The sequence below is a fragment of the Chitinophaga sp. 01L420 genome (genome assembly GCF_056399985.1).
Map to the genome: position 1 here is coordinate 33,950 of NZ_JBFTSK010000005.1, position 17,998 is coordinate 51,947.

Annotated in this window: 18 protein-coding genes; 2 read left to right on the forward strand and 16 right to left on the reverse strand. The window is 43.8% G+C overall.

Features of this window, described 5'->3' with window-relative positions; translation table 11 throughout:
• Window positions 1-12 precede the first annotated feature (12 nt).
• From nuoL to AC1DP6_RS06620, 15 genes are all read right to left on the reverse strand, one after another.
• The gene (gene nuoL, locus AC1DP6_RS06550) at window positions 13-1,911 is read right to left on the reverse strand and encodes an NADH-quinone oxidoreductase subunit L (protein WP_477054107.1); all 1,899 of its coding nucleotides are present in this window, start codon (window positions 1,909-1,911) and stop codon (window positions 13-15) included.
• A 54-nt stretch (window positions 1,912-1,965) separates the two neighbouring features.
• Entirely contained in the window at window positions 1,966-2,283 is a 318-nt protein-coding gene (gene nuoK / locus AC1DP6_RS06555) for an NADH-quinone oxidoreductase subunit NuoK (protein WP_106527262.1), read from the reverse strand.
• Window positions 2,284-2,342: 59 nt separating this feature from the next.
• Window positions 2,343-2,837 (reverse strand): NADH-quinone oxidoreductase subunit J, encoded by a 495-nt coding sequence (locus tag AC1DP6_RS06560; RefSeq protein WP_133807222.1) that lies wholly within the window; start codon window positions 2,835-2,837, stop codon window positions 2,343-2,345.
• 59 nt (window positions 2,838-2,896) lie between these two features.
• Window positions 2,897-3,400: an NADH-quinone oxidoreductase subunit NuoI gene (gene nuoI, locus AC1DP6_RS06565; protein ID WP_441573596.1), complete on the reverse strand. Its 504-nt coding sequence runs from the start codon at window positions 3,398-3,400 to the stop codon at window positions 2,897-2,899.
• Window positions 3,401-3,452: 52 nt separating this feature from the next.
• A complete protein-coding gene (nuoH, locus tag AC1DP6_RS06570; protein WP_477054108.1) occupies window positions 3,453-4,496 on the reverse strand; it encodes an NADH-quinone oxidoreductase subunit NuoH in 1,044 nt (347 codons plus the stop codon).
• 21 nt (window positions 4,497-4,517) lie between these two features.
• On the reverse strand, window positions 4,518-5,606 hold the full coding sequence (locus AC1DP6_RS06575; RefSeq protein ID WP_441573594.1) for an NADH-quinone oxidoreductase subunit G: 1,089 nt from the start codon (window positions 5,604-5,606) through the stop codon (window positions 4,518-4,520).
• A 75-nt stretch (window positions 5,607-5,681) separates the two neighbouring features.
• Window positions 5,682-7,046, reverse strand: a complete 1,365-nt coding sequence (gene nuoF / locus AC1DP6_RS06580; protein WP_477054109.1) for an NADH-quinone oxidoreductase subunit NuoF — start codon at window positions 7,044-7,046, stop codon at window positions 5,682-5,684.
• A gap of 66 nt (window positions 7,047-7,112) precedes the next feature.
• Window positions 7,113-7,325, reverse strand: a complete 213-nt coding sequence (locus AC1DP6_RS06585) for a hypothetical protein (RefSeq protein WP_477054110.1) — start codon at window positions 7,323-7,325, stop codon at window positions 7,113-7,115.
• Complete coding sequence (locus AC1DP6_RS06590) at window positions 7,325-7,828, reverse strand: NADH-quinone oxidoreductase subunit NuoE family protein (RefSeq protein ID WP_331957363.1); 504 nt, start codon at window positions 7,826-7,828, stop codon at window positions 7,325-7,327. The genes AC1DP6_RS06585 and AC1DP6_RS06590 overlap by 1 nt, the downstream gene beginning before the upstream one ends.
• A gap of 32 nt (window positions 7,829-7,860) precedes the next feature.
• The gene (locus AC1DP6_RS06595) at window positions 7,861-9,081 is read right to left on the reverse strand and encodes an NADH-quinone oxidoreductase subunit D (RefSeq protein WP_441573590.1); all 1,221 of its coding nucleotides are present in this window, start codon (window positions 9,079-9,081) and stop codon (window positions 7,861-7,863) included.
• A gap of 12 nt (window positions 9,082-9,093) precedes the next feature.
• Window positions 9,094-9,609 carry an NADH-quinone oxidoreductase subunit C gene (locus AC1DP6_RS06600; RefSeq protein ID WP_477054111.1) on the reverse strand — a complete coding sequence of 172 codons (516 nt, stop codon included), beginning with the start codon at window positions 9,607-9,609 and terminating at the stop codon, window positions 9,094-9,096.
• A gap of 43 nt (window positions 9,610-9,652) precedes the next feature.
• The gene (locus AC1DP6_RS06605) at window positions 9,653-10,216 is read right to left on the reverse strand and encodes an NADH-quinone oxidoreductase subunit B (RefSeq protein ID WP_133806465.1); all 564 of its coding nucleotides are present in this window, start codon (window positions 10,214-10,216) and stop codon (window positions 9,653-9,655) included.
• A gap of 24 nt (window positions 10,217-10,240) precedes the next feature.
• Window positions 10,241-10,732, reverse strand: a complete 492-nt coding sequence (locus AC1DP6_RS06610; protein WP_477054112.1) for an NADH-quinone oxidoreductase subunit A — start codon at window positions 10,730-10,732, stop codon at window positions 10,241-10,243.
• Between the two features lie 65 nt (window positions 10,733-10,797).
• Window positions 10,798-12,561: a tetratricopeptide repeat protein gene (locus AC1DP6_RS06615; RefSeq protein ID WP_477054113.1), complete on the reverse strand. Its 1,764-nt coding sequence runs from the start codon at window positions 12,559-12,561 to the stop codon at window positions 10,798-10,800.
• Window positions 12,562-12,597: 36 nt separating this feature from the next.
• Window positions 12,598-13,509 (reverse strand): substrate-binding domain-containing protein, encoded by a 912-nt coding sequence (locus AC1DP6_RS06620; RefSeq protein WP_477054114.1) that lies wholly within the window; start codon window positions 13,507-13,509, stop codon window positions 12,598-12,600.
• A 566-nt stretch (window positions 13,510-14,075) separates the two neighbouring features.
• Here AC1DP6_RS06620 and AC1DP6_RS06625 point away from each other — a divergent pair.
• Both AC1DP6_RS06625 and hisS read left to right on the forward strand, forming a co-directional pair.
• Complete coding sequence (locus AC1DP6_RS06625) at window positions 14,076-14,513, forward strand: low molecular weight protein-tyrosine-phosphatase (RefSeq protein ID WP_477054115.1); 438 nt, start codon at window positions 14,076-14,078, stop codon at window positions 14,511-14,513.
• Between the two features lie 21 nt (window positions 14,514-14,534).
• Complete coding sequence (hisS, locus tag AC1DP6_RS06630) at window positions 14,535-15,884, forward strand: histidine--tRNA ligase (protein ID WP_477054116.1); 1,350 nt, start codon at window positions 14,535-14,537, stop codon at window positions 15,882-15,884.
• A gap of 81 nt (window positions 15,885-15,965) precedes the next feature.
• On the opposite strand, the gene AC1DP6_RS06635 is transcribed toward hisS, so the two are convergent.
• Window positions 15,966-17,969 carry a protein-disulfide reductase DsbD family protein gene (locus tag AC1DP6_RS06635; protein WP_477054117.1) on the reverse strand — a complete coding sequence of 668 codons (2,004 nt, stop codon included), beginning with the start codon at window positions 17,967-17,969 and terminating at the stop codon, window positions 15,966-15,968.
• Window positions 17,970-17,998: the final 29 nt, after the last annotated feature.

Here is a 17,998-nt window from a genome sequence, read left to right on the forward strand (position 1 = left end):
TCTGCTATTGGTTTATAATAAGAATCCGATCACAAATAATACGATCATACCGATCACCATGGCAAAGATGTAAAATCCTACCTGTCCGTTCTGTAACAGGCGGATACGTTGTCCACCCAGCTGTACACCACGGCCTACACCGTTCACCAACCTGTCTATACCAGCTTTTTCCACTGTATCGCGGAAGAAACGGCCCAGTTCATAGAGCGGTTTAACGATGATAGTATCATACAGTTCGTCTATATACCATTTGTTTTCGAGCACTTTTGCAAAACCGGTACTTTCCGTACCTGCGTCTTCATAGTTTGCAAATTTCTGATGTGCAAACAGGATGAATACAATTACTAGTGCACTGCTCACACCCATCAATAACCATTCTGTACCATGTGACAGGTGATGTGCTACTGCAAAAGGAGCTGAAGGTGCAAAAACCGGTTCCAGGTATTCTGCCAGCCAGTTCTTCGTCCCAAATACTTCTGGTAAACCGATATAACCGCCCACGATAGAAAGCACTGCCAGTATCACCAATGGAATGGTCATAGCAGAAGGACTTTCATGCAGGTGATGTTCCTGGTCGTGTGTACCGCGGAACTTACCGGAGAAAGTAATATAATATAAGCGGAACATGTAGAAAGCTGTCATCAGCGCGCCAACGAGGCCCAGTACATATAATACCGGGTTATTGGCATACGCCTGTGCGAGGATCTCATCTTTCGAAAAGAAACCGGAGAAACCAGGGATACCTGCAATTGCCAGACAGCCCACGAGGAATGTCCAGGCGGTAGTAGGCATGAATTTTTTCAGGCCGCCCATTTTCCGGATATCCTGTTCTCCACCCATAGCGTGAATAACAGAACCGGAGCCCAGGAACAACAGTGCTTTGAAGAAGGCATGTGTCATTACATGAAACACAGCCGCTCCATACGCACCCACACCGAGGGCCAGGAACATATAACCTAGCTGACTTACTGTAGAATAAGCCAGTACTTTTTTAATGTCGTTTTGCTTTAACGCAATAGATGCTGCAAACAGTGCCGTAGCCAGACCAATGATCGCAATCACCGTTTGGATATGTGGCGCCAGTGTATAGATCACGTTGCTGCGTGCAATCATGTAAATACCAGCAGTAACCATCGTTGCCGCGTGGATCAGTGCAGATACAGGCGTTGGACCCGCCATCGCATCCGGTAACCAGGTATACAAAGGAATCTGTGCAGATTTACCCATCGCACCAACAAACAACAGCATCGCAATAGCAGTAATAATACCGTTGTTCATGCCCAGTGGAGCTGCTTTCGCAAACACTTCCGGAAAAGTCACTGTTCCAAACTGCGTGATCATAAAGAAGATGGCTATCAGGAAACCCAGATCACCAATGCGGTTCATCACAAATGCTTTCTTGGCGGCGTTATTATAGCTGGTATTTTTAAACCAGAAACCGATCAGGAGGTAAGAACAAAGCCCGACACCTTCCCAACCAATAAACATCATTACGTAGTTGGCGCCCAGCACCAGGATCAGCATGGAAAAAATGAAGAGGTTCAGATAGGCAAAATACCTGGCGAAACTTTCATCACTTTCATCATGCATGTAAGAAGTAGAGTAGATATGAATCAGGGTACCTACGCCGGTGATCACCAGCAGGAACAAGGCACTCAGCTGATCTACCTGGAAAGCGAAAGGAATATGCAGGGAACCTACAGAAATGAAATCAAACAGGGTGACAACCTGTGCAGAAAATCCCGGAGTTTTCACTTCCAGGAATATTAATAAGCTAATCACAAAGGACGCCAGTACAGCGCCGCTTCCAACAAATCCTACCAGGGACTTGGATAAAAATCTGCGTCCCAATCCATTCACCAGGAAACCTAATAATGGTAAAAATGGTACAAGCCAAACTAGATTAATCATTTATCAATTCTATTTACGACGTCGAAAAATTTAATAATTAAGAAAGCAGAATTATTAATTTTTCAGCCTGTTAAGAATGTTAATATCTACTGAGTGTGTGTTTCTGTAGACCATAGTAATTATAGCCAGTCCTACCGCTACTTCCGCAGCCGCTACCACCATAATAAAGAATACAAACAGCTGTGCCGATCCGGCATCTACCCTGCCTGCGTCTGCCCACATTTTAGAAAATGCTACCATCAACAGGTTTACCGCATTCAGCATCAGCTCTATGCACATAAAAATAATGATCGCATTTCTGCGCATCAGTACACCCATCACACCTATGCAAAACAAGGCGATACTCAGGAATATGTAATATTGAACAGGCATAAAATAAATTACGAATTACGAATTACGAGTTACGGAGAAGCCCGTATACCCGCATGTTGCTAATCTTTTTTACCAATCACTACCGCTCCTACCATTGCGCTGAGGAACAGGATGCTGCTCACCTCGAATGGTACCACATATTGTTTGAACAGGAGCATACCCAGGTTTTTGATCAATCCGATATCAGTAGACTGTGGGCTCAGTGCCGGCATGCTGGCATCGCGCAGGGCGGCTACCAATACTACCAGTAAAGCACCACCGCTGATGGCACCTGCATATTTCAGCCAATTGCGTTTCTGCGGCTCCAGTTCAGCATTCAGATTCATCAGCATCATCACGTAAAGGAACAATACCATGATGGCTCCTGCATATACAATGATATGCACGACTGCCAGGAACTGGGCATTCATCATGATATAATGCCCGGCAATGGTAAAGAATGTTACGATCAGGCACAACACGCTCGTCACAGGATTTTTACTCAATACCACGCCCAACGCTGAAACCAGCGCGATGACCGACAGCACTATGAAAACTATTTGTTGTATACTCATTCCCATCTCTGCTATGTTTGACTATTGTATTTTTAGCTAAATGTGCGCTGTGAATAATATTATTTGTTCTCTTTCGGATGAGGAATCAGCAAATCATCTTTTCCATAGATGAAACCTTTACGCTGATAATTTGCCGGAGCAAATGTTTCAGACATATATACTGCATCTTTAGGACAAGCTTCTTCACAAAAACCACAGAAAATACAACGCAGCATATTGATTTCATATTTTGCAGCATATTTTTCTTCCCTGTACAGGTTTTCTTCTCCCTCTTTCCTTTCTGCTGCTTCCATGGTAATGGCTTCAGCAGGACAAGCTACGGCGCACAATCCGCAGGCAGTGCATCTTTCACGTCCTTCTTCATCCCGGTTCAGTACATGTAAACCACGGAATACCGGGCTAAAATCACGTTTTTTCTCAGGAAAACTAACCGTCGCCTTACGTTGAAAAAGATGCTTGAAAGTAATACCCATGCCCTTTGCAATAGCAGGGATGTACAACTTCTCTGCGAAGGTCATCGGCCGGCGATCTACTGCTTTTGCCCTGTTTGTTAATGCTTGCATAATGAATGCTTTATTTAATCCACACGATCCGTGTGTATTTAATTAGATGATATTAATGTTGACGTGCCAGTATTAACGCTCCTGTGATCAGCATATTCACCAATGCCAATGGAATCATTATTTTCCAGCCCAAACGCATCAGCTGATCGTAACGGAATCTCGGAACCGTCCACCGTACCCACATAAAGAAAAATATGAAGCACAATGTTTTAATAAACAGTGCCAGGAATCCGAGAATAGTCAACAGGTTACCATCCAGTCCCAGGTTATCCATATACGGGAAAGCATAACCACCGAAATACATGGTAGCAATCAGTGCGGAACTGACGAACATATTGATATATTCTGCGAACAGGAAGAAACCCAGTTTCATGGAAGAATATTCCAGGTGATAACCACCATTCAATTCATTCTCTGCTTCCGGTAAGTCAAATGGTGCACGGTTAGTTTCTGCAAAAGCACATACCAGGAAGATGAAAAAACCCAGTGGCTGATAACATACATTCCATAAGCTGTGGCGTTGTTGCTCTACGATGTCTTTTAAGCTCAGAGAGCCTGTCAGCATCAGCAGGGCTATCAAAGCCAGGCCCATAGGCAGCTCGTAGGAAATGATCTGGGAAGCAGCACGTACAGAAGCCAGCAGGGAAAACTTGTTATTGGAAGCCCAGCCACCTATCATGATACCATATACGCCCATGCTCACGGTACCGAAAATGAAGAGGATACCGATGTTTACATCTGCCACCTGTAAGGAAACAGTGCGACCAGCAATTACCAGGCTATCTCCCCAGGGGATCACAGCACTGGTCATACAGGCTACTAACATGGCAATAGACGGACCGAGAATAAAGAGGAAGCGGTTGGAGTTGGAAGGAATAATCTCTTCCTTGAAGAAGAGTTTACCACCATCTGCCAGCGGCTGCAGCAATCCCATAAAACCGGCACGGTTAGGACCAATACGATCCTGTATCCATGCTGCCACTTTTCTTTCACCCCAGGTAGAATACATGGCCACTACCAATGAAAGTACCAGTACCACTGATATCAGGAGTACTTTTTCAATTATAAAAAACCAATCTATGCTTAATAAGGTCATACTTACACGTAATTACGATTGTTACTTCTTAAAATCATCAGAGTGAGCCGGGCCCTGGATCTGCGAGAGATCCACATCCGGTCTGTTTACCTGGCTTTCAGAGTGAATATTAAACAGCAGCTTAGGTTGTCTGCCGTCCAATACTTCCACCAGCGGATCTTTAGGTTTTACGGTGTTCACGTAATGACCCTGAGAAATAACGCTGTTACGTTCTATTTTGCGTGGACCTTCGATGATCCAGTCTTTTGCTTCTTTTTTATCAAAGCGGCAGGTATCACAGATAAATGCTTCCACTTCTCCGTATTTATCCTTGCGGGCAGTTACACGGAATACTTCGTCGCCACGCATCCACAATACTGTTTTACCGCAGCATTTAGGATTTTCGCAATTACGGTGTGCATCTACAGGTTTCAGGAACCATACACGGTTTTTGAAGCGGAAAGTCTGATCTGTTAAAGCACCTACCGGGCAAACATCTATCACATTACCGATGAAGTCATTATCCAGTGACTGGGAGATATAAGTGCTGATTTCAGAAGCATCTCCGCGGCCCAGAATACCATGTTCACGTTTTTCGGTGAGCTGATCAGCGGTATACACACAACGGTAGCAAAGGATGCAACGTGTCATATGTAATTTGATATGATCGCCGAGATCTACTTTATCAAAAGTTCTGCGTTTGAATTCGTAGCGGGTACTGTCTGCTCCGTGTTCGTAGCTCAGATCCTGCAAGTGACATTCTCCTGCCTGATCACATACCGGGCAATCCAGCGGGTGATTGAGCAACAGGAATTCCACTACCCCCTTACGTGCGTCCAGTACTTCCGGAGAAGTGATGTTGGCCACTTCCATACCATCCATTACAGTAGTACGGCAGCTGGCCACCAGTTTAGGCATAGGGCGTGGATCGGCATCTGAACCTTTGGATACTTTCACCAGGCAGGTACGGCATTTACCACCGCTACCCTGCAGCTTGGAGTAGTAACACATGGCCGGCGGCACTATTTCTCCTCCTATCTTCCTCGCCGCGTTCAGTATGGTTGTACCGGGTTCCACCTCTACAGAGATGTTATCGATTTTAACCTTAAATAATTTTATTTCCTCCGCCATCTTAATATCTTTTGTGCTCCCGGGGAGCAACGTTTATTTATATATTGATTCCTTATTTCAGTATATGCATGCCCGTTATACAGCCGCTGGTGTAGGCAATGGCAATGGATCTGCATAATGTGCCAGACCAAAATTGCGGGTCTGTGATTCCTGAGGATTAGCCACATGCCATTCGAATTCATCGCGGAAGTGGCGTATAGCTGCTGCTACCGGCCATGCAGCAGCATCACCGAGCGGGCAGATCGTATTTCCTTCTATTTTGCGTTGAATATCCCACAGCAAATCGATATCACTCATTTTGCCTTTACCATTCTCAATGTTCTGCAGTACTTTCTTCATCCAACCGGTACCTTCGCGGCAAGGGCTGCACTGACCGCAGCTTTCGTGGTGATAGAAACGGGCAAAGGTGAGGGTATTGCGTACAATACACTGGTCTTCATCCATTACAATGAAACCACCGGAACCCAGCATGGAGCCTGTTGCAAATCCGCCATCAGCGAGACTTTCATAGGTCATCATACGGGTTTCGCCTTTCGCTGTTTTCAGCAGCAGGTTAGCTGGTAACACCGGAACGGAAGATCCGCCGGGGATACAGGCTTTCAGGCGTTTATTATTTTTGATACCACCGCAGTATTCTTCGGAGTAAATAAATTCTTCTACGGAGATATTCATTTCTATCTCGTACACACCGGGTTTGTTGATATTACCGCAGGCAGAGATCAGTTTGGTACCGGTAGATTTGCCGGTGCCGTATTTAATATATTCATCGCCGCCGATATTGATGATAGGCACTACAGCTGCGAGTGTTTCTACGTTATTAACAACAGTAGGGGATTGCCATAATCCTTTTACTGCCGGGAATGGTGGCTTGATACGTGGGTTACCGCGTTTTCCTTCGAGAGATTCTATCAGGGCCGTTTCTTCACCACAGATATAAGCACCCGCACCGCGTTGTACATATATTTCCAGGTCGAAACCGGTTCCATGGATATTTTTACCTAGCCAGCCTTTATTTTTAGCTTCTGCAATGGCCTGTTCCAGGATGTCCGGAATCCAGGCATATTCACCGCGGATATAGATGTAGCAACTGTTAGCGCCGAGGGCAAAGCTGGAGATGAGTAACCCTTCAATGAGGAGGTGGGGTAAGAATTCCATCAGGTAACGGTCTTTGAACGTACCCGGCTCTGATTCATCCGCGTTACAAACGAGGTAACGGGGAACACCTTCTGGTTTGGCGATGAAACTCCACTTCAAGCCGGTAGGAAACCCTGCGCCACCGCGGCCTCTGAGGCCACTCTTTTTCACTTCTTCCAGTACGCCTTCCGGTCCCAGCGTTTTCAGCGCCTTTTCAGCTGCAGCATAACCGCCGTTGCTCCGGTAGGTATCATAATACCGGATGCCTTCTATATGTGCTTTATCTAACAGTAATTTGCGTCCCATTTTCTTCCTTATGGTGTAATGGTTCCGGTAAACCCGGCCCCATCAACAGATTTTTGTGTATATCTTTTATGCCTTACGTATGCCGTGTTGGGAAATGCGATCTGCCAGTCTGTAAAACAACAGGCCCGCGCTAACACCACAAATAAAGGAAACAAACCAGTTATCTATCCGCCATAATGCGGTGAGTAATCCCACCAGCAAAAGAGCTTCTACGAATTGTAGTCTGTGGCGCTGATACATTTCCTTGAAACGTATGGATATGGTATGTTTCGGATGCATCAGTTTGCGTTTGCTTTAGATCTGCATTCTGTGATAATTTCATCTACTTTAGCCGGCGTCAGGTGTTCACGGTAATGTTTACCCAATTGCATCATGGGCGCATATCCGCAGGCACCAAGACATTCTACGGTTTTAAGGGTAAATAACCCGTCTGCCGTAGTTTCGCCTACACCGATCCCCAGTTTACTTTTAATGTAATCAATGATCTGATCGGAACCACTTACCATACAGGGACCTGTCTGGCATACCTCAAAAAGATAGGTACCAACCGGCTTCAGGTTAAACATGCTATAGAAAGTAGCTACTTCATATACTTCAATTGATTCCAGTTGCAGTAATGTTGCAACGTAGTCCATTGTTTCTGCACTTAACCATCCGCCAAATGCTTCCTGAGCCAGGTGCAGCACCGGTATCAATGCACTTTTCTGCTTCCCTTCCGGGTAGCGCGCAATGATTTCTTTTACTTTATTCAGTTTCTCTTCCGAAAATTGAACCACAGCCATTATTTTAATCAGCTTTAATCTTCAAAATATTCTTACGCATCCAGCTCACCTGCAATCAGGTTCAGGCTACTCATACACACGATCGCATCGCTCAACATACCACCCTGTACCAGTTCAGCGTAAGCCTGGTAATAGATAAAGCAGGGACGGCGGAAATGCAGTCTGTAAGGACTACGGCCACCATCACTGATCAGGTAAAAACCAAGTTCGCCATTAGCGCCTTCTACAGCGTTATATACTTCACCTGGTAACATATCTGCTTCTCCCATCACTATTTTAAAGTGATAGATGAGTGCTTCCATTTTTGTATATACATCCTGTTTCTCAGGCAGGTAGTAGGCAGGAACATCTGCGTGATATACATCATCCGGCAGTGTTTTCAGTTTATCCATCGCCTGACGGATAATGCTGAGACTTTCCCACATTTCTGCGTTACGTACCAGGAAGCGATCATAGCTATCACCGGTAGTACCAACAGGTACAGAGAAATCAAAATCCTGGTAAGAGCTGTAAGGATTTGCTACACGTACATCGTAATCCACACCGGCTGCACGCAGGTTGGGACCTGTGAAACCGTAGCTGAGCGCTCTTTCCGCACTGATACCACCTACACCCTGTGTACGTTCCATGAAGATACGGTTACGGGTAAGCAGGGTTTCAAATTCTTTCAGTACAGCAGGATACTCTTTGAGGAAACGCTCGATTTTAGCAAAAGCAGCTGGCGTGAAATTTCTTTCAAAACCACCGATACGACCAATATTGGTAGTCAGTCGGGAGCCGCATATTTCCTCATATATTTCGTATATGAGTTCACGATAGGTCATCACGTAAACGAAACCGGTTAATGCGCCGGTATCTACTCCCATTACGGAGCTACAGATCAGGTGATCCGCAATACGCGCCAGCTCCATGATGATCACACGCAGGTAATCCACTCTTTTAGGCATTTCCAGGCCCAGGAGCTTTTCTACGGTGAGTATCCAACCCATATTATTGATAGGGGCAGAGCAATAGTTAAGACGATCTGTCAGTGGTGTAATCTGGTAATAGGGACGGCGTTCTGCGATCTTCTCAAAAGCACGGTGAATATACCCTACGGTAGAAACAGCGCTCACAATACGTTCGCCATCGATTTCCAGAATATTCTGAAATACGCCATGCGTAGCCGGGTGAGTAGGACCCAGGTTAAGCGTCTGCGTATCTTTTTCTATAGAGCCTTCCGGCAGTTTTATATGTTGTTTCTGATCTAACATAACCTGGTTGTATTAAAGATTTCCCCCTCTTCCAAACATCTCATCATCTTTATCAATACGCATGGAGTCTTCCAGCGGAAATTCCTTTCTCATCGGGAAATAGGTCATTTCATCCACATTCAGTACGCGTATCAGGTTGGGATGTCCTACAAAGTTAACCCCGTAAAAATCATAAGTTTCGCGCTCCATCCAGTTGGCGGATTCATACAGCTTGGTAGCTGTAAACACATCCGGTTGGGCTACTGGTGCGAATACTTTCAGACGGAGCCTGATATTATCCTGCAGGTTATGCAGATGATATACTACTGCCAGCTCTTCATTTTTTCTATCAGGATAATGCACCGCAGTGATATCCGTTAAAAAACGAAAACGCAATTCCTCATCGTCAAACAGGAATTGCATTACTTTCAGGTTATAATCTTTCTGTGCGGTGAGGGTAAGCAGGCCAAACGGCTCTTCAAAGCCGGTAAGCACATCTCCAAACTTCTCCGTCAGGCGTTGCTGTATGCGTTCGTTTGTTAAAGACATTAACAATTTGAAATTTACAATTAACAATTAACCATTCCCCTCCTTACTTGATACCATAAGACTCCATCAGCTCTTGATATCTGTCGGAGTTACGGCGGCGGAGACTTTCCTGGCCTACCAGGTCCTGTATTTTCATAAAACCATCGATAATACCTTCTGGTCTCGGAGGACATCCTGGTACATATACATCTACCGGAATTACCTGGTCAATACCCTGTAATACAGAATAGGTATCAAATATACCACCGCTGCAGGCGCAGGCACCTACGGCCATTACCCAGCGTGGTTCAGCCATTTGCAGGTATACCTGGCGCACGATAGGTCCCATTTTCTTAGAAATGGTACCCATTACCATCAGCAAATCGCACTGACGGGGTGTAAACGCCATACGTTCTGCCCCAAAACGGGCCATATCGTAGGTAGCTGCCATGGTGGCCATGAATTCGATACCACAGCAGGAAGTAGCGAATGGTAAAGGCCAGATGGAGTTTTTACGCGCCAGGCCTATTACTTTGTCAAATGATGTGGCGTAAAATCCCTCACCGGAATATCCCTCAGGAATTTCCACCGTTTTCACCTTGTTATTATATTGAACCGGACGAGCCATTTGATTTAATTTAGAGATTTAAAATTAGTCTTCCCACTTCAGTGCACCCTTCTTTGTGATGTAGATAAAACCACACAAAAAGAAGCCCACAAACATCAGCACAGCAGTAAAGCCTTCCCATCCCAGTTCCCTGAAATTAACAGCATAGGGGTAGAAAAAGATTACTTCCACATCAAATAACACGAAAAGAATAGCAGTAAGAAAGTATTTGATGGCCACCGGCTGCCGGGCATTGCCCTTTTGCTCGATTCCACTCTCAAAGTTAATAAGCTTATCGCTGGTTTTGCGTTTAGGACCCAAAAAGTGAGTAGCTAACATCGTGATCCCTACGAAACCTAAAGCTGCAACAAGTTGCAATACTATAGGGAAATAGCTAGAAGGAGTAGTCGTTGCTGACAAAAATACAGTGTCTGTATACATAAGCTTCCCGATAAAAACATTGTCCGAATGCGCAAAAATACTGTAAGTTGACCAAATATCAAATCTATTAGGGTCTAAAATATTATCTTTTTTCACCAACCGGAAACTAAAAAACCTCCTGTGGGTACAGGAGGTTTTTTAATATCGTATATAATTAATAATTATTTCTTATTCTGGCCTTGTTTGGCAGCTGGTTTAGCAGCAGGCTTGGTAGCCGCTTTTTCACGGGCAGCCATGTTTTCTGTGATCTGTTTAACAGCAGAGTTATTCGGATCTATTGCAGACAGTTTATCAGCATATACCTTTACATTGGCTTTATCTTCCTTAAAGTAGTAGTATAACAACTCATAAGTGTAAGCATTAATCAAGGTAACCTTGTATTTAGCCGGATCTACTTCTGAAATTTCTATGTATTTGTCATAGAAAGGCTTTGCAACACCAGCCTGCGCTTGCGGATCTTTCACAAAATTAGTCATACCTCTCCAGTAGTAACCAGTACCCAGTTCAGGTTTTGCTTCGATCACTTTCTGGAAAGCAGCATCAGCTTTAGCCAGCAGGGTGGTATCTGCAGGCTTCACATTTACTGCACCATAGTAGTAGTTAATACCTACGTTGAAGTAATCAATTGCCTGCAGTTGTACTTTATTGGCAAGAGATAATTCGTTCGCTTTTTCATACCATTCTGCAGCAGGAACAAAACTTCTGGCTGCTTTCAGCTGATCCGCAATCTGGATAAATGTTTCCGGATCCTTCGTAGTGATAGCACCCGCATATTTTTCCAGGTAAGCCAATGCTTTGGTATTGTACTGGTTCTGCGTAGCAGAATCGCTGGATTTCAGGCGCATGTAGATAGTGCTCAATAACTTATAATCATTAGAGTCCAGTTTAGCGTCACCTACTTTTGTTGCATAATCATCCATCACTTTTTTCGCGTTCAGGGAGTCACCTTTCTGGAGGTAAGCATCACCGATCAGCAAGTTCAGCTTGTTCTGATAAAACTCATCAGCACCTGGCAGAGTAGCCTGGCCTTTGCTGATAGCGGCATCATAATCTTTCTTGAAGAAAGAGATGTAAGCCGCCAGGTATTGGTTCTTTGTTTTATCTGCCGGATCTGCTACAGCCATATATTGCTCCAGGTATTTAGCAGCATTTTCCCAGGATAACTGATCCTTTTTAGGTGTGATGTAGAATTGAAACAGCTCGTAGAAAGCAGGACCATATTTAGGGTCCATGTTGGTAGCTTTGGTGTAATCTGCTACTGCTTCAGCTTTCAGCCTTGCATTGTAGTTCACCAAACCTTCTTTCATGACAGCTTCTGCATTGTTTGGATCTACTTCCAGTGCTTTTTCATAAGTGGTGATGGCTTTACCACCATTTTCACCACCCAGGAAGCGGTAAGCATCTCCCAGTTCAATATAATCAGCTGCGGTAGCAGTGTATTGTTCTTTTTTCTTGCGTCCTTCATTGTTCAGGAGCTTTTCCATTACAGTCAGGGCGTAAGCACGATCACCACCTTTTAGCTCGGTGCTGGCATCTGCTATTGCGCGGGCTACATCGCCATCACGACCTTGAGTAGCAGCACTGGCAGCGTCAAACTTTGTTTTGGCAGCAGCGGCATCTCCCTTCAGCAGATCAATACGGCCCATACCTACCTGTAATAAAGCGGAGGTAGGCACTGCCTGTAAACCTTTCTGGAAAGTAGCTGCAGCACCTGCTACATCTTCTTGTCCAAGCTGCGCTATACCGAGGTAATAATAAGCTTTGTCCTCCGTAGGCTTTGCTGCAATCACTTTCTCAAAATTCTGCTTGGCAGACAGATATTTACCATAATACAGGTCTTTTAATCCATCCTCCACAGATTGGGCCATCGCACCGCTAGATGCAGCGCAAAGCAATGCTACGATTAAACTTTTCCGTTTGTTCATGCAATCTGGTTTTTTAGTTTTAGTTGTGTTTTTTTACTACTTAAGATTTGCTTCTCTGAATACTACATTCAATCTGGCCGGAAACAAACGGAACTGCTTGATAACAAGCTGTCCTTCATAACTGCCGAGAAAGGTGGCGAATCCACTGCCCAGTCCGTGATAAGGTTCTTTCAGGCAGAAAAAGAAGCCGCGCTTCAATGGATAGGTACCAATACCAATATACGCCTGGTATGGTTTAACAAATTCTGAACCATTGTCTGCTCTTAGCCTCACTACAGATACTTTTTTTGTAAAAGCCATTGACAATGAGTCATTAGGATCAGAGATCCAGCTAACTCCTATCACACCTATTGCGTCTTTGTTTTTTGACACGTAGTCCACCACTTCCGGGTTGGTTTTAGCAGCCATAGTATTGGTTGGCAAAGGCTTACCCATATTGATGGAGTCCATGATATATCGCACGGTGCTTGAGTTGGCATTATCAAACACCAGTTGCCATTTCCTGTCCTTATTTGTGCCGTTCATAATACCGCGTACCTGTTCCATATTTAATATGGAGTCAGGGTTCTCCTTGTTCACCACCAGTGCGAGCGCGTCCCAGGCAAGTAAAAGGCTGTTAGGCGTAATTTTGATTTGCTTGAAGTAGTCGCGCTCCTGTTGGTTGAAATCGCGGGTAACGATCACCAGTCGGGCACTATCATTTAAAAGATCTTTAAAGCATTCAGCCTCCGGTTTATAGGTAGGAATGATATGCGCTTTGGGATACAGTGATTCAAAAACTTTTATTTCAGAATCTATCAGCGGCTTATAAGTTTCATCCACACTGATGCGGATGGTGCCTTCTGTAGCTGTATCTAATTTTTTCGCATTTGGATTAGGCCCACAAGCGGCCATCACAGTAATTGCTGCTAAATATACAGCATTCATCTTTCTAAAACTGAAAAACATATCACACCCCTTTAGTTCCTGTTAAAAAAAAGTTTTCTTACTCCGTTATAAACTCTAAAGAGGCCGTACGTTATCAACACCGCACCCACTATACTCATTGCTGAAGGGGATATACGGAACTGTGCCATTCCCAGTTTTTCTGCAAAAATTGCGAACAGACCAAAGAGTACAAAAAATATCCCTCTGATCAGCTCACCCATTGGCCGATACCTGTTTTCCTGTCGTCTGCTTGTTTGTTCTTCGTGTGTTTCCATGTTGCGAATTACAATTATACAAAAAAAAATTTTTTAATCGGGCAAAGAGAATTTTAGAAGAATGTTAAAAAACTGCCACAAAACTGCACTCTATTGCTTACGCAGTCGCAATTTGAGGCATTTTTTCAACATGTTGTTATATTTCGATCTAAAATCTCATCATTTCCTGTGTTTTACAATTTGCATCCATTTATGCTTTGTATCCGGGAAATCCCCAATTTTTATCCTTGTTTTCATGATAAAGATGCAAATGAATGCACATTTCCATAATATCTTGTAGGTTTGCGGCCTGATATTCAAATATTCATCCGCATGAAAATATTGATGGTTTGCCTGGGTAATATTTGCCGTTCACCTCTGGCAGAAGGGATAATGAGACATTTGGCGAGGGAAAAAGGACTGGATTGGGAAATTGATTCTGCCGGTACTGGTAACTGGCATATAGGCCATGCGCCTGACCACAGGTCCGTGAAAGAGGCCCGGAAAAATGGAGTGGATATATCCGGTCTTCGTGGCAGACAGTTTCAGGTCGCAGATTTTGATACATTTGACCTTATTTATGTAATGGACCGAAGCAATTATACGGATGTATTACGTAAGGCCCGCAACGAAGCCGATAAAGCGAAAGTGCACTTCCTGCTGCCGGAACAACAGGAAGTACCTGATCCCTGGTTTGATGATGCACTGTTTACACCAGTATATAAAATGATTTATGAGGCCTGCGAAAACATTGCAGACCAGCAACAATAAAACTTTTAATAATTTTTTGAGATGATAAAGCCCGGTATTCCTAAAGGCACCCGTGATTTTGGCCCGGTGGTAGTGAGAAAACGTAATTACATTTTTCAAACCATCAGAGACACCTTTGAGGTATTCGGTTTCCAGCCGCTGGAAACACCCGCGATGGAGAATTTGTCTACATTGACAGGGAAGTATGGAGAAGAAGGAGATAAGCTAATGTTCAAAGTGTTGGACAACGGAGATATTTATACGAAAGCACACGAGGCAAAAGATAACAAGGAACTCCTGGCAGCAGTAACCGAAAAAGCATTGCGCTATGATCTTACGATTCCTTTCGCACGTTATGTGGTAATGAATCAGAATGAACTGGCACTTCCTTTCAAACGTTACCAGATGCAACCAGTATGGCGCGCGGACAAGCCTCAAAGAGGCCGCTATCGCGAGTTTTACCAATGTGATGCAGATGTGGTAGGTAGCAACTCTTTACTGAATGAAGTAGAATTATTGCTGATCTACGATACGGTACTGACCAAACTCGGGTTACAGGGTTATGAACTACGTATCAATAACCGTAAAATATTGTTTGGCCTCGCCGAAGTAATAGGTAAGACTGAATTGCTGACAGATATTACTATATCTATCGACAAACTGGATAAGATCGGTGCTGAAGGTGTTAGAAAGGAGTTACAGGAGRGAGGTTTGACTGATACCGACATAGACACCATTGAGAAATTCCTGGCCATTGATGGTAGTAGTGATGAAAAGCTGGCACAATTAAAAGAACTGCTGCAATCATCCGAAACGGCTTTGAAAGGCATTGAGGAATTATCGTTTGTAATTAATTCGGGATATGCCAGCTTTAACGCCACACCTATCATAGATGTTACCCTGGCACGCGGTCTTAACTACTACACCGGTATGATTGTAGAAGTAAAAGCACCTGCTACCGTGAAAATGGGCAGCATCGGTGGTGGTGGCCGATATGATGATCTCACAGGACTCTTTGGCCTGAAAGGCATTTCGGGTGTAGGTATTTCTTTTGGTGTAGATCGTATTTATGATGTATTGGAAGAATTACAATTATTCCCCGAAACAGCACAACAATCTACCAAGGTATTATTCCTCAATCTTGGGGAAGACAGTGCCCGTACAGCTTTTGGATATATGATGCAATTGCGGAAGAAAGGTATTGCTGCGGAATTATTCCATGAAAATGCCAAGATGGATAAACAGATGAAGTATGCAGATAAGAGAAGTATACCTTATGTGATTATCCTGGGAGAATCTGAGTTACAGGAAAATATGATAAGCGTGAAGAATCTGACTAATCGCCAGCAGGATAAAATCAATGCGGCAGCATTACTGGATTATTCTTTCTGATATTCTTAATATTAGCGTATAAACAATGAAGGCTACACAGATTGTGTAGCCTTCATTGTTTATACGCTAATATTACTTTAACTATTTAGTGCTTTTAAAAGCCTCCAGACCGCATTTCAGCCAATCTGCATATGCTTTTACATCCGGAGTATAACCTACTGGATGCGTCAGCAGCTTTTCATCAGGACTGATCAACACATAAAATGGCTGTGAGTTATTGATGAAATTTTCCGTCTGCATAGTGGCAAACTTATCCCCATAAGTTTTAATCTCCTTCTTAAAACCATTGCTTGTAGTGAATAAAAACTGCTGATCTTCCGGTAACAATTTCCTGTCATCCACATAAAGCGAAACCAGGATATAATCCTTTTCAATCAGCACCTTCACTTCTTCCTTCGGCCATACATTCTCTTCCATCTTGCGGCAGTTAACACATGCCCAACCAGTAAAGTCGAGTAAAAGCGGTTTATTCTGCTCTTTAGCTAATTTCAGTGCTTTCTCATAATCATTGACCACATTAGCTTCCACACCTTTGGCGGCATCTTTTCCATAAATGCTATAATTCAATGGTGGCGGGAATCCGCTGATCAGGGAACGATTGGCATATTTTGTATTGGTAACACCAGGAACCAGGTAAAGCGTAAATGCCAGGAAAACAAGTGCCAGTGCAATTCTGCCTTTACTGAGCTTCTTAATTGGTGAATCATGCGGGAAGCGGATCTTACCAAACAGATACAGTACAATACAGAAACCGATAATAATCCAGATAGCAAAGAATACCTCACGTTTCAGTAATCCCCAATGTTTTACCAGATCAGCATTTGACAGGAACTTAATTGCCATAGCTAATTCGAGGAAGCCCAACACTACCTTTACGGAAGTAAGCCATCCACCGGATTTAGGCAGGGAATTAAGCCATCCCGGAAACAGCGCAAACAGGGCAAATGGAAGTGCGAGTGCAAATCCAAAACCAGCCATCCCTACAGACAACTGAATAGCTCCACCATCTGTTGATAAAGATCCTGCCAGTAAGGAACCCAGAATAGGACCTGTACAGGAGAAAGATACCAGCGCCAGCGTTAAAGCCATGAAGAAAATACCTACCATACCGCCTACACTGCTCTTAGCATCTACTTTATTAGCCAGACTGCTAGGCATCGAAATTTCAAAATATCCGAAGAATGAAATAGCGAATACAATGAAGATCACGAAGAAAGTCAGATTCAACCAGATATTGGTGGATATATTATTCAGAATTTCCGGATTCAGTGAATCCAGGAAGTGGAACGGCAAACTAAGAAGTACATAGATCAGGAAAATAAAGAACCCATATATGATGGCATTTACGATCCCTTTCTTTCTGTCCTTTGATTGCTTTGTGAAGAAAGATACGGTTAATGGAATCATCGGGAATACACATGGTGTAAACAATGCAATGAAACCACCTAACATACCCAGGATAAATAATCCCCAAAGGCTTTTCTTCGCACTTCCTTCCTGTCCTGTTCCGCCGCAATCTTTTACAGGATGCTGTAAATCAATCGTCTTACGCTTCAGTGTTTGTGCATTATCAGCAGATTCCTGTAGCCCTGCTACCACACTAATCAGGTTGCCGGAAGCATCTTTGTTGAATTTAAATGCTTCTTCTTCTGGTCCTACTGCTTCTTCTCCTTTCAATGCCATATAGTTGACACTGCCTTTAAATGAAGCAGGAACGGCACCTGTAAATTTCACAGTCGTTTCCAGATCAACTGTATTTTCGAAATATTTGATCTCTAAATTATCGAAGAGGGGCTCTTTACGGGTATCTAATTTACCTGTTTCTTTAATGCCTGTGATGCTGGAAACAGATGCCGAAGCGCTATCCAGCACCACTCTCGTATTAGGATCATCATTTCCCATGGTAGTAGAAAAAAGCAACCAGCCTTTTTCTATGGTGCCCTTCAGGTGAAGCACATATTCCTGGTCATTTTTCTTTTCTGCAGAAAACTGCCATTTAACAGGCTTCGGGCTGGCGTCCTGCGCATTTGCGCTGAGCGCAAAAATGGCGAAGACAGGTATCAAAAATGAAAGCAGATGCTTCATAAAGTCAATAGGCTTTAAATAATATAGAT